Origin of the sequence: [Flexibacter] sp. ATCC 35208 (assembly GCF_001975825.1) — a bacterium.
Lineage (GTDB): Bacteria > Bacteroidota > Bacteroidia > Chitinophagales > Chitinophagaceae > Chitinophaga.
On the sequence record NZ_MTKN01000011.1, the window covers coordinates 157,113 to 170,454 of the forward strand.

General features: G+C 43.2%; 13 protein-coding genes and 1 tRNA gene. 9 read left to right on the plus strand and 5 right to left on the minus strand.

What is annotated here, in order from left to right:
* Positions 1-116: 116 nt before the first annotated feature.
* Positions 117-410, plus strand: a complete 294-nt coding sequence (locus BW716_RS09415) for an antibiotic biosynthesis monooxygenase (RefSeq protein ID WP_083722283.1) — start codon at positions 117-119, stop codon at positions 408-410.
* A 349-nt stretch (positions 411-759) separates the two neighbouring features.
* Here BW716_RS09415 and BW716_RS09420 read toward each other — a convergent pair.
* From BW716_RS09420 to BW716_RS09430, 3 genes are all read right to left on the minus strand, one after another.
* Positions 760-846, minus strand: a tRNA-Ser gene (locus tag BW716_RS09420).
* Positions 847-932: 86 nt separating this feature from the next.
* On the minus strand, positions 933-1,967 hold the full coding sequence (locus BW716_RS09425) for an asparaginase (RefSeq protein WP_083722284.1): 1,035 nt from the start codon (positions 1,965-1,967) through the stop codon (positions 933-935).
* A 46-nt stretch (positions 1,968-2,013) separates the two neighbouring features.
* Complete coding sequence (locus BW716_RS09430; RefSeq protein WP_083722299.1) at positions 2,014-2,784, minus strand: TatD family hydrolase; 771 nt, start codon at positions 2,782-2,784, stop codon at positions 2,014-2,016.
* Between the two features lie 129 nt (positions 2,785-2,913).
* Here BW716_RS09430 and BW716_RS09435 point away from each other — a divergent pair, with 129 nt between their 5' ends.
* Complete coding sequence (locus BW716_RS09435; RefSeq protein ID WP_083722285.1) at positions 2,914-3,801, plus strand: hypothetical protein; 888 nt, start codon at positions 2,914-2,916, stop codon at positions 3,799-3,801.
* Between the two features lie 161 nt (positions 3,802-3,962).
* Here BW716_RS09435 and BW716_RS09440 read toward each other — a convergent pair whose 3' ends face one another.
* Complete coding sequence (locus BW716_RS09440) at positions 3,963-4,589, minus strand: polysaccharide deacetylase family protein (protein WP_083722286.1); 627 nt, start codon at positions 4,587-4,589, stop codon at positions 3,963-3,965.
* Positions 4,590-4,662: 73 nt separating this feature from the next.
* On the opposite strand from BW716_RS09440, the gene gltX reads away from it, so the two are divergent.
* On the plus strand, positions 4,663-6,195 hold the full coding sequence (gene gltX / locus BW716_RS09445) for a glutamate--tRNA ligase (protein ID WP_083722287.1): 1,533 nt from the start codon (positions 4,663-4,665) through the stop codon (positions 6,193-6,195).
* Positions 6,196-6,268: 73 nt separating this feature from the next.
* Here gltX and BW716_RS09450 read toward each other — a convergent pair whose 3' ends face one another.
* Positions 6,269-7,957: a glutamine--tRNA ligase/YqeY domain fusion protein gene (locus tag BW716_RS09450; protein ID WP_083722288.1), complete on the minus strand. Its 1,689-nt coding sequence runs from the start codon at positions 7,955-7,957 to the stop codon at positions 6,269-6,271.
* A gap of 226 nt (positions 7,958-8,183) precedes the next feature.
* Here BW716_RS09450 and BW716_RS09455 point away from each other — a divergent pair, with 226 nt between their 5' ends.
* The 6 genes from BW716_RS09455 to BW716_RS09475 all read left to right on the plus strand — a co-directional run bounded on the left by BW716_RS09455 (position 8,184) and on the right by BW716_RS09475 (position 12,976).
* Positions 8,184-8,603 (plus strand): cobalamin B12-binding domain-containing protein, encoded by a 420-nt coding sequence (locus BW716_RS09455; RefSeq protein ID WP_083722289.1) that lies wholly within the window; start codon positions 8,184-8,186, stop codon positions 8,601-8,603.
* A gap of 54 nt (positions 8,604-8,657) precedes the next feature.
* Positions 8,658-9,377 (plus strand): outer membrane beta-barrel protein, encoded by a 720-nt coding sequence (locus BW716_RS09460; protein ID WP_083722290.1) that lies wholly within the window; start codon positions 8,658-8,660, stop codon positions 9,375-9,377.
* Between the two features lie 246 nt (positions 9,378-9,623).
* The gene (locus tag BW716_RS09465; protein WP_083722291.1) at positions 9,624-10,400 is read left to right on the plus strand and encodes an enoyl-CoA hydratase/isomerase family protein; all 777 of its coding nucleotides are present in this window, start codon (positions 9,624-9,626) and stop codon (positions 10,398-10,400) included.
* A 110-nt stretch (positions 10,401-10,510) separates the two neighbouring features.
* Entirely contained in the window at positions 10,511-10,693 is a 183-nt protein-coding gene (locus BW716_RS36085) for a hypothetical protein (RefSeq protein WP_143708803.1), read from the plus strand.
* Positions 10,694-10,836: 143 nt separating this feature from the next.
* Positions 10,837-11,892, plus strand: coding sequence for a S41 family peptidase (locus BW716_RS09470; RefSeq protein ID WP_083722292.1), 1,056 nt, complete (start codon positions 10,837-10,839; stop codon positions 11,890-11,892).
* Between the two features lie 127 nt (positions 11,893-12,019).
* Entirely contained in the window at positions 12,020-12,976 is a 957-nt protein-coding gene (locus tag BW716_RS09475) for a sensor histidine kinase (RefSeq protein WP_179091060.1), read from the plus strand.
* Positions 12,977-13,342 lie beyond the last annotated feature (366 nt).

The following is a 13,342-nucleotide window of genomic DNA, read 5'->3' on the forward strand; positions in this document are numbered from 1 at the left end:
AGCGGCATCTCTATTGACATCTTCTTTGAGTTCATGAAACAAGACTTATCAGCATCATTTGGTATCTTGTATCTTCCTTAATTACCAAACTGCGGATAGCAATATAATTTAACATTATGATATTGGAAGTAGCGATTTTGTATATAAAGCCGGGACTATACCCGGAATTTGAAATAGATTTTAAGAAAGCAGGACAATATATCAGATCAATACCGGGTTATCGTCATCACAGTTTGCAAAAATGTTTAGAAAACGTCAACAAATATATTCTGTTAGTCGAATGGGATAAGTTAGAAGACCACACAGTAGGTTTTAGACAATCCGATGTCTATGTGCATTGGAAGGAACTATTGCATCATTATTATGATCCATTCCCAGTTGTAGAACATTTCAAGGAAATTGAATTATAAATTTATTTTCCGTAACTGGCGTTAAAATTCGCTAAAAGGCTGGAATTAAATCGTGCGGCTATAGGTAACCGCTTTCCCTGCACAAGAATCTATGTGTTTTTTGAATGGTATTTCTCAGCCGACCGAGTAAAAATGTTGCATATTCGTAAAATTAACTTCCCATAGAGTTAGATTTTTGATGCATGGCTTTAGCGGCGATTATTGAAGTATTCTGAAGCTTGTTTGCCGCAATATTGTAAAATAAAAAGGGATTCGAACCAACAACAGTTGAATAATAAGTAGTTACAATTGCTACAATAATTCTAAAATGACAAAACCCGCTGTTAGTCAGCGGGTTTTGTCATTTTAGCGGAGAAGAAGGGATTCGAACCCTTGAAACCCTTTCGAGTTTACACACTTTCCAGGCGTGCCAGTTCAACCACTCCTGCACTTCTCCATCGGTTGAATTTTATTTCGGATGGCAAAGGTAACCTTTCCCCTCACATTTCCAAAATATTCCCAAAAATTCTACCCTGATCTTCGTCACCATTCATGATTTATCGGCGTCAGCTCCCCTCTTAACGAAGTCTCTATCATCTCCTGCGTCGCCGCCGCATCCAAATTCTGCCCCAACACAAACATCAATTTCGTTATCGCCGCCTCAAATGTCATATCATGCCCACTTATCACCCCTATCTGCGCCAACAGCGAGCTTGTCTCATATTTACCCAACTCTACAGATCCTCCATCACACTGCGTAATATCCACTATCACTATCCCCTTTTCTATTGCTTTACGAAGGCAATCTATAAACCACGGCTGCGTATTTGTATTCCCACTCCCAAAGGTCTCCATAATGACTCCTTTGAGGCCCGGAACATTCAGCGTCGCTTCTACCGCCTTTCTGGTGATCCCAGGAAACATCTTCAACACCGTCACATTATCATCCATATGCTTATGCACCTTCAATGGCGCTGTTGGCAATGGTAATACCGCCTGTGTCTTATACTTGATATCTATCCCCGCTTCTGCCAGCGGCACATAGTTCATGGAATAAAATGCCTCAAATTTCTCTGCATTGTATTTTTTGGATCGATTACCTCTGAACAGGGAGAAGTCAAAGTAAATACACACTTCTGGTACCACTACATGCCCATTATGACGTGTAGAAGCGATTTCCATAGCAGTGATGATATTCTCCTTCGCATCTGTCCGGATCTTTCCAATCGGCAACTGAGACCCTGTCAATATCACCGGCTTCGCCAGGTTCTCTAACATAAAACTCAACGCCGATGCCGTAAACGACATCGTATCGGACCCATGCAGGATCACAAAACCATCATACCGGTCGTACCTGTCCTCAATGATCGAGGCCAGTTCTACCCATATTTCCGGCTGCATATCAGAAGAATCAATAGGAGGATTAAAAGCATACACATAAAAGTCTATGCCCATGCGGTATAGTTCGGGTAAGTTGTTCCGTATCTCGTTAAAGCCAATTGGCCGCAAAGCCTTTGTCTTTTCATCGAAGATCATTCCCACTGTTCCACCCGTGTAAATTATAAGGATTTTACTCATTGCAGCTGCTGTATCAAAAATGCCTGCAAATTTACCGCGTAATCAGTTAGTTAGTTTTGAATAATTTCAACGCATTGCTTGTAGTTATTGCAGCCACATCATCTATTTTTAGATTTTTTATATCTGCAATTTTTTGACCGATCAATGGAATGTAGGAACTTTCATTCCTTTTCCCCCTATATGGAACCGGTGCCAGATAAGGTGCATCTGTCTCTAATACAATGTGTTCCATCCCAATCTCCCCCAGCGTTACATCCAATCCAGACTTCTTAAAAGTCACCACACCACCAATGCCTAAATAAAACCCGAGATCAATAATTTCACGCGCCTCCTCAACGGTACCGCCAAAACAATGGAATACCCCACTTAAACGGCCATCCTGCAATGCACGGACCTCTTCTATACATTCCCGCGTGCTCTCACGGCTATGTATCACCACCGGAATACCATACTGCCGCGCAAGGTCCAGTTGTCGCCTAAAAGCTTTATACTGCTGTGCTGTAAACGTCTTGTCCCAGTAAAAATCCAGTCCAATCTCCCCGATCGCCTTAAAAGGTCGCTTCTCCAGCCAATCCTCCACTGCCGCCAATTCCGTATCCACATTGTCATTCACATAACAGGGATGAACCCCCATCATAGGAATACATACCCCCGGAAACTGTTGCTCTAATGCCAGCATTCCCTCAATCGACTGACTGTCAATATTTGGCAAAATCAACTGATATACCCCCTCCTTTATGGCCCGCTCTATCGTCGCCGTTCTATCATCCGAAAAATCTTCCCCATACAAATGGGCATGTGTATCAATCCATTGCATTTTATCTGAAATATTAATTTTTTCCGAAAGATGACTGAAAATATTATATTTGTATTTAATAAATATATCAGCGATCTCCCGTACAAAAGTACGGCCGCAAAACCTCATTAAAAATTTTATACTTATCCTATGAGAAGCTACTTTTGCTTTAACCGTATCCTTGCAGGTGTTGTGGGCCTTTTATTGACTGCCACCTTGTTTTACGCCTGTTCCAAGAGTACGACTGATGTGACCAAGACGAACACAAGCGATAACCTGACTATCACCGCTGCCGGAGACCAGGCTGTTGCAACCAGCTATTTCGATGATCTCTTCGTAATCGCCCAGGAAGTATGTCAGGATGCCGGATATACTCAAACTGGTCGTAAAGCTTCTCCTACTACTGAAATGACTTCTAAATTAGGTGCCTGCTATAGCTACACTGTCGATAATGTGCAGACTGACAGCTGGCCTAAAACAATATTAGTAAGCTTTGGTACTGGTTGTGCTGACGCTGACGGCCGTGTACGCGTTGGTAACATCCAGATCACTATGACGGGTTACTTCTACTACACCGGTTCTACTATCACTGTAAAACCACTCACTTATACTGTAAATGGTAAAAGCGTAACCGGTACACAGACAATCACTAACACCAGCTCTAACAGCGTATACAAATACCTGTCTGTAATCTCCGGTGGTTCTGTCGTGCTGGATTCTACTACTGTAGGCTTCGGCGGTAGCGGTACTTATACTCAAACCTCCGGCACTGCTACCCTGGGTAGTGTGTCTGACGATATCTTCAATTATGTAGGTACTGATTCCCTGGTATACGCAACAGGTAATGCTGCATACATCACTGTAGCAGATTCTACTTATCTGGAAAGAAAACTGAGCTGTGCTTATATCGGCAAAGGTAAAGCAACCGTGTCTTACAACTCACTGACTGCTACCGTGGATTATGGTAACGGTGTATGCGATGACTCAGTAACGATCTCTGTAGGTGATAAGGTAAAAACTATCGCATTACCTAAATAATAAATCATTGCCCAGGTTTCTAATTGCCCGAAAGCGCGAATGGAACCTGGGTTTTTTATGCCCGTTGAACAAGGATTGATTTCTATATAAACAAGGATTGCCTTTTGCAAACAATTAAACAAACCATTCTCTTAAAAATACTCCATCAGCAAGTATACCCACTAAACCGGCACCGCCTCCATCTCCATCCCCTTCTTCTTAAAATACTCCATCACCCTCGGCAATGCATACTCCAACCGCTCCCATGCCTTCGTACTATCATGAAACACTATTATCGACCCCGGTTTTGACTTAAACACCACATTCTGCACACACGCCTCTCCATTTATCTCCGTGTCAAAATCCGCACTCAATACATCCCACATCACGATCTGTGCCCCCGGTATCAAATTTTTAATCTGCTTTATCTGAAATGGCGTAATCCGCCCATAAGGTGGTCTGAATAAAGTAGAATTGATAAACTTCCGCGCCTCCATCACATTCTCCACATACTTATCTGTCCCCGTTTTCCACCCATTCACATGATTATGGGTATGATTCCCCGTCGTATGCCCCTCCTCCAATATCCGCTGATAAATTTCCGGATACTCCACCACATTCTTCCCAATACAAAAGAACGTGCCTTTCGCATTGTATTTCTTCAACAAATCCAGTATAAAAGGAGTCGCAGTCGGATGCGGACCATCATCAAATGTCAGGTATACCACTGGCCGTGCAGGAGATAGGCTCCAGGTGCAACTCTTATAGATGGCTTTCAGGATAGCCGGCGTCTTGGTCAGATAAAACATGGATGGGTTCGGATTTAATTTTAAAGGTAGTACAAAATGAAGCGTATTTCGTATTTCCATTTACCTTTGCCCCATGCAACAACAGAAAGTTCGGGTACGATTTGCGCCCAGTCCTACCGGCGGATTACACCTGGGTGGTGTACGCACGGTCTTATTCAATTACTTATTTGCAAAACAGCACAATGGTGAATTTGTGCTCCGTATTGAAGACACTGACCAGACCCGTTATGTTCCCGGTGCAGAGGAATATATCATGGAATGCCTGAAATGGTGTGGCCTGATTGCTGATGAAAGCCCGCTGGTTGGTGGCCCTTATGCCCCTTACCGCCAGAGCGAACGTAAGCCCATGTACCGTGAATACGCGGAACAACTGGTGAAAGCCGGTTATGCTTACTATGCTTTTGACACGCCAGAAGAGTTGGAAGAGATGCGCACCCGTCTCAAAACCGAAGAGAATCCATCGCCACAATATAATCATGCTGCCCGCGCGCAGATGAAGAACTCTATTTCTTTGTCTGAAGCCGAAACAGCAGAACTGCTGAAAAATGGCACCCGCCACGTGATCCGTATCAAAATGCCGGATAACGAAGAAGTGAGCTTTACCGACCTGATTCGTGGTCATGTTCAGTTTAATACCAGTACTGTCGATGACAAAGTATTGCTGAAAGCCGATGGCATGCCTACTTACCACCTCGCTGTAGTAGTAGATGACTATCTCATGAAGATCACCCATGCTTTCCGTGGCGAAGAATGGCTGCCTTCCGCACCCGTTCACCTCTTGCTGTGGAAATACCTGGGCTGGGAAGCACAGATGCCACAATGGGCACACCTGCCGCTGATCCTGAAACCTGATGGCAATGGTAAATTGTCTAAGCGTGATGGTGACAGACTCGGTTTTCCTGTGTATGCTATGAACTGGACAGATCCTAAAACCGGCGAGGTGACCAAGGGCTTCCGCGAAAATGGTTTCCTGCCAGAAGCATTTGTAAACATGCTGGCTATGCTGGGTTGGAATGATGGTACCGGTCAGGAGATCTTCTCTATGGATGAACTGATTGCCCGTTTCTCCCTGGATCGCGTCAGCAAGTCAGGTGCTAAATTCGATTACGAAAAAGCAAAGTGGTTCAATCACCAGTACCTGCTGAATGCTGATAATGACAAACTGGCTGCACTGTTTGCACCTGTATTGAAAGAAAAAGGCGTCACTGCATCACCTGAATACGTAGCGACCATCGCTGGTCTGGTAAAAGATCGTTGTGACTTTGTCAACGACATCTGGCAACATGGTTTCTTCTTCTTCGAGGTGCCTGAAAGCTGGGATGTTACTGCGGTGAAACCTAAGTGGAATGCAGATAAGACACAGTTCTTTATGGAATGGGCTTCTATACTGGAAACTTTGTCCGATTTCTCGCTGACAAGTCTGGAAGAAAGCTTCAAAACACTGGCGACTTCTATGAATATTAAAATGGGTGAACTGCAATTGCCTTTCCGTATTATGCTGACGGGTGGCAAGTTTGGTCCTCCTGTATTCAATATCGCTGCCACATTGGGTAAGCACGAAACTATTCAAAGGATCATGAATGGTCTGAAAGCTATTAACGAATAAAATAGCCTTATAAAAAAAACGAGGTTGTATGCTTGATACAACCTCGTTTTTATTTAAGATCAAAATATGCTACTTATTTCTTGGTTTCTTTAGCCCAGGTATCTTTCAACGTGACCGTTCTATTGAAAACCATCTTCTCAGCAGTACTATCAGTATCCACTGTAAAATACCCCTTTCTCAAAAATTGCAACTTATCACCCGGCTTCGCATTCACCAATCCCGGTTCTATCAAAGCATTCGGAATCACAGTCAATGAATCCGGATTGATATAAGATTTGAAATCACCCTCTTCATTACCCGGATCCGGTGTATTGAACAGACGATCATACAATCTTACTTCTGCCGTCTTTGCATGCGCTGCACTCACCCAGTGAATGGTACCTTTCACCGTCATACCACTGTTATCGCCACCACTCTTGCTCTCAGGGAAGTGAGTTGCATAGATAGTCGTAATATTGCCATTCTCATCCTTATCAAAGCTTTCGCCTTTGATGATATAAGCATTCTTTAAACGCACTACCAGACCAGGTCCCAGACGGAAGAACTTCTTAGGAGGCTCCTCCATAAAGTCTTCTCTTTCGATATACAAGGTCTTGCTGAAAGGCAATTTACGGGAACCAGATTCCGGATCTTCCGGATTGTTATCCGCCGGCATTTCTTCTACCTGATCATCCGGGTAGTCAGTGATCACCAGTTTCACAGGATCTAATACCGCCATCACACGATTCGCAGTTTTGTTCAGCTCATCACGAACCAGGAACTCCAGCAGACTCACGTCAATAACGTTCTCACGCTTCTGTACCCCGATCCTTTCGCAGAACTCACGGATACTGGCAGGCGTAAAACCTCTTCTGCGCAGACCACTGATAGTCGGCATACGGGGGTCATCCCAACCACTCACATGTTTCTCATTTACCAGCTGCAGCAGCTTACGTTTACTCATCACAGTGTAAGTCAGGTTCAACCTGGCAAACTCATACTGATGAGAAGGGAAAATACCCAGCTGTGCAATGAACCAGTTGTACAATGCACGGTGAGGAATGAATTCCAAAGTACATACAGAATGGGTGATACCTTCAATGCTATCGCTCTGTCCATGGGCAAAGTCGTACATAGGGTAAATACACCATTTGTCGCCGGTACGGTGGTGATGTGCATGCTTGATGCGGTACATCAGCGGGTCACGCATATGCATATTGGAACGCTCAGGAGAGCCTTCCTCAAATTGTTCAGTATCTATCTTTGCACGCAGTACTTTTTCACCATCCTTAAATTCACCATTCTTCATGCGCTCAAAGAGATCCAGGTTCTCGTCGATGCTACGGCTACGGTAAGGAGTAGGTGTACCAATCTGGGTAGGGGTACCTTTTGATGCGGCGATCTCCTCAGGAGTAGAATCGTCCACATAAGCCAACCCTTTTTTGATCAGTTGTACAGCGAAGTTGTATATCTGGTCGAAATAATCAGATGCATAGAGTTCCTGCGCCCATTGGAAGCCCAACCATTGGATGTCGGCTTTAATAGACTCCACATATTCGGTGTCTTCGGTTACCGGATTGGTATCGTCGAACCGAAGATTGGTCTGGCCGTTGTATTTCTTTGCCAGTCCAAAGTTCAGGCAGATGCTTTTCGCATGCCCGATGTGCAGGTAACCATTGGGTTCAGGAGGGAAACGGGTCAGTACCCTTCCGTCATTGACTCCGTTAGCAATATCCTCTTCGATGATTTGTTCAAGGAAGTTCAAGGACCTTTCTTCGCTCATAAGGTTTAAATTATTTCGGAGGACAAATGTAACAAAATCTGCCAAGCCGACCGCAGACACTGTCTATTTATCCGTTATTCGGAGAAATGAGGGGTAAAAGAGGGCTTAAAGAGGAACAGGTTATGAAAACCATCATGAAGAAAAAAGATACCATCATTTTTCTCTTTTTCAGAGAATCGTACATTTAGGAAATAAATTCACGGAAAAACGAAAAACTACCAATATAATGGTCAACCCCTCTCAACGCCCCATCCGGGTACTCGTGGCCAAAGTCGGCCTCGATGGCCATGACCGTGGCGCTAAAGTAATCGCCGCAGCCCTGCGCGACGCCGGCATGGAGGTGATCTACACCGGCCTTCGCCAAACTCCTGAAATGGTGGTCAGCGCCGCCCTTCAGGAAGACGTAGACGCTATCGGTGTCAGTATTCTCTCGGGTGCTCACATGACCGTTTTCCCCCGTATTATGGCCATCATGAAAGAAAAAGGGATGGACGATGTGCTGCTGACAGGTGGGGGAATCATTCCTGAAACTGATATGCATACCCTGCATGATATCGGTGTAGGCAAATTATTCCCTCCAGGTGCCCGTACGGAAGATATTGCCAGCTATATCAATGAATGGGTGGCTACACATAGAAATTTCTAGCATTTCTGTAACCTTTTAGCGACCTGGTCGTCTTTTTTAGAAAAGAAGTAATACATGAACATAAAGACATGCCTGTTTACCCTGTTATGCTGCCTGTGCCAGTTCGCCCTGTTCGCCCAGGATACGACCGAACAAAAGAAACTCCGTCAGCATGTTTATGCTACCAATGGTGGAGATGGGCCCATCCTCTCTTTTGGCAATGTAAAGATGGATGGCGCACATGTCAACACCGCTCCACGTTTTACCCTGTTCTTTAATGTAGGCCGTAATTATAATTATGACTTTACTAAGTGGCTGGGAATCTATTCTGGTGTCGATCTTAAAAATATAGGGATCATCACCAAAGAGAACGGTACAAAGCTAAAACGCCGTGTATATACCCTGGGCGTGCCTTTGGGACTTAAAATAGGTGATGTAAGAGGGCAGAATTTCTTTTTCTTCCTGGGTGGCCAGTACGATCTGGCGTTTAATTATAAGGAAAAGCAATTTATAAATGGAGATAAGGCGAAGAAATTCAATGAATGGTTCAGTGACCGTACGCCACTACTCATGCCTTCACTGTTCGCGGGCTTCCGCTTCTACCCGGGTATAGGCCTGAAAGTACAGTACTATCCTAATAACTTCTTCAACAAGGACTTTAAAGAAACCGTAGCAGGTGTAACCACCTACCCCTATCGCAATATGGAGTCCAAAATGTTCTTCGTAACCCTGACCTACAGTTTTGGAGATACATGGCCAACTCAGCTCAATCGTTTTGGGAAAATGTTGAATTAACCTGATAGTATTTTCACGTGTTCGGTGCTTCGCCGTCGCTTGTTCGACGCTAGTTCGATGCTAGTTCGCTGCTTGTATACTCAAACCATATTTCGTGAGTAAAAAATATGAAATCCTTATCTGTAAATGATAGAGGAGGATTTTTTTGTGAGTATAGGTGATATATTTTTAATAAATTACATGTTAATATTGTATCAGTGATCGCCCGCAAAAAAATCTTACATTACATATCCAAACAGAAAAACCATGTACCAGACGATTAATACCACCTTAGAAAACGATACATTATTTATCTACATCAACCGCCCGGACAAGATGAATGCCCTGAACCAACAAGTCATGGCAGAACTGGCCCTTGCTATTGATGAAGTATACAAAGACAGAGAAATAAAAAGTGCGGTCATCACTGGTACTGGCGAAAAAGCATTTGTAGCCGGCGCAGATATTGCCGAATTTCTACGTCTCTCCCCACAACAAGGTATCGAACTAGCCAACAAAGGTCACATGATCTTTAAGCGTATCGAAGATTGTCCGAAGCCTATTATTGCTGCCGTCAATGGATTTGCACTGGGTGGTGGATGTGAATTGGCCATGGCCTGCCACTTTCGTATCGCTGCTACCAATGCAAAATTTGGTCAGCCAGAAGTGAACCTCGGTATCATTCCAGGTTATGGTGGTACACAACGTCTCACCGCTCTCATTGGCAAAGGCAAAGCAATGGAATTGATGATGACTGCCGATATGATCAATGCTCAGGATGCACTAACATGGGGACTCGTGAACCACGTAGTAGCACCAGAAGAATTACTCACAAAAACAAAAGAAATACTAGCAAAAATACATGCGAAAGCACCGCTTGCAATTGCCAGAGTTATTAAATGTGCAAACGGTGCATTGGACAAAGATGTAGATGGCTATGAGCTGGAAATCAATGAATTCGGAGCCTGTTTTGCTACGAAAGATATGCAGGAAGGTGCGTCTGCATTCATTCAAAAACGACCTGCATCATTCATTGGAGAATAAGCAACATCTATACTTTTAATGCCAATATCCGTGTATAATAATTGATGAGCGTAACCCGTTGTGATAACTTCATAAGCATATTAACCAGGTATAACCATAAAATCCTATTCATGAAGACAACAACAACCCTTGCCCTCAAAAAATCAAGAAAACTGAAATTGGAAAAAGTAACAATTTCAAAACTCAACGTGCAACATTTATTTCCTATTCTCGTCGATGGCCCAGGTCAATCTACACACCCGGTGTGTGATTTTACACAGGTAACGACGGTTATTGACGTTGCAGTTTTTTAAACCTTTTCACACTTTCAGGCTGTATCATCAATTACGATACAGCCTGTTTTTATTCGGGTACCTGAAGGAAACGTGTAGTTCATTAAGCGATTCTCAGGCGGATCATTTAACTTTGATACATCCTCAAGCAATGTTGACCATTTATGATGACACGACTCTTATTAACCATTATTTTAAGCGGCTATCTATTCCCGGCCACCGCACAGGAGTGCGCCTGTAAATCAAGTCTGCAATACCTGATTGATAAAGTAGCCCGGAACTATATTGGCTTTCCGGACAAAGTCACGACTGCCAATAAAAAACAATACCAGGCATTTACTGATAGTTTAATAAAAGTATCAGATACAGCTTCTATGCCTGTATGCTTTTCCATCTTACAAAAATGGACCACCTTTTTCCAGGATAAACATTTAATGGTGATTGTAAATCGTGGCGGAAAACATCCTATGCTTGATACCTACTTCCCCAGAAAAAACCCTGTTAAAATTTCGTTGGATCCATCTTTCAAAATACTCAATGATCAAACCTGCTTACTCACCATACCCAGTGCACGGCTTGAATACAAAGGCATTGTCGATAGCTTACTTGTACTGCACAAAGATCTGCTGAGTAAGACAAGTCATTTCATCATCGATGTGAGGGAAAACAGGGGCGGATCCACACTTGTATTCGACAACGTATTACCCTACTTATATACAAATCCTATCATTACAGAAGGAGCCATGGTACTGGCTACAGAAGAGAATATCCATAACCTGTACGAAGTGACGGATTATCCAAATGTAAGTGATAGTATGAAAGCCGTTTTCAAAAAAGAAGCAGCTGCATTAAAAGCGCACATAGGTAGGGAATATCAGTTATGGAATAATGATACCACGACTATGGATCAGGTATTCCCTTACCCCAAAAAAGTATCGCTACTCATCAATCATAATGTAGGCAGCAGTACAGAGATGTTTGTATTAAAAGCACGCCAGAGTAAAAAGGTAAAACTGTTCGGCACACATACTGCCGGTGTAGTAGATTACTCTGATGTAGTGCCGTATATGATGCCCTGTACATTATTTGCCTTTGGCGTACCCAGCTCCCGCACACTACGCATGCCTGCGGAAGTTATTGACAATATTGGCATTGCCCCAAACGTTGAAATTCCAGCAAATACTACAGATTGGGTACAGTATGTAGTAGAACATCGCTGATTAATTTGTATATCTTATAGGAATAATGGAATCGTTTAAGAAAACCCGGGCCTACTCTAGATTAATAGCCTTACACATTTTAGCTTGGTCTATTTATATATTCATTGGATTAGCCCGAAAAATTTTATTGACTAAGTATACTTTCGACCTGCTCGACTTTGTATTTACAGAGTTGCCGGTGGTGTATATTTTTTATGGAAACTATATCATCCTCCGAAAATTTTTGAGCACAAAAAAATATGCATTGCTGGTAGCAGGTGAGTTGTTCGTGTTTTTCTCTGCTGCATTTTTATACTTTGCATTCGGTACCCTGATCAGACCTTTCGAACCACCGGGTACTGTTCCGCCCTATGTCTTCTCCGAATTATTACTGGATACATTGTGGGTATACCTGATTTATGGTTTTTTCTCTTTTGGTTATTACTTCGGTATGGAGTCGGTCAGCAAAGAAAAGCGACTACGTGTTATGGAACAGGAAAAGGCAAGGATAGAAGCCGACCGGCTTAAATCGGAATATGCCTTTTTGCGGGCACAGATCAATCCCCATTTTTTGCATAATACCCTGAACCTCTTTTATGCCAAATCTATCATGGTGAGCGAAGAATTGTCGGAAGGCATACTGACCCTCTGTGAAATCATGCGCTATTCTATGCATACCGGTGAGGCAGATGTGGATACCGTACCCTTGTCCAGAGAAATAGAGCATGTACAGAATGTGATCAAAATCAACCAGCTCCGGTTTAGTAACCGGTTACAGGTCATTTTTGACATCAGTGGCGATATGAGTGACATTCGGATTATTCCTTTGGTAATTATTACGTTGGTAGAAAATGCTTTTAAACACGGAGAGCTGAATAATGACCAGCATCCATTGGTGATGCAGTTAAAAGTGTCGGAAGAGGACGGTACGATTTACTTCTCTACCCATAACAGGAAGAAAAGGGGGCCTAAAGAATTGTCCAACGGTATAGGTATGGATAACATTAAGAGAAGGCTGGATGCCACCTATAAAAACAATTATTCCCTTACTACGACTGATGAAGCGGACAATTATACCGCTTCATTATGGATCACTGTTTCCTAAAAATACCTGTAATCATGCTATCCGTCCCTTGAAAAAGAGGATTGGTGTAATGTATTTCCTGCATGGGGCGGGTGGGCTTACCTTTGATTCATCGATTCCATTAACCCCTATTCGAAAGTCACATTAAAAGTTGGGGGGGACAACCCAACTGGGTCTTTGGACCAAATAATACTGAAGGCAGGGTTTCACATATTCGGTTAATCCGAAATCTTCCTGCCAACTTTTTTTCATCCATTCGCCCCCGAAAATTTATTTCATTCACTCGTTCCAATGATCTTTGCCGGTTTGGCTATCCATTGACACGGTTTCATTCATTCGCCCCCAAAATATTAGACCTGAAAAGGTCTTTTTCATCCATTCGCCCCC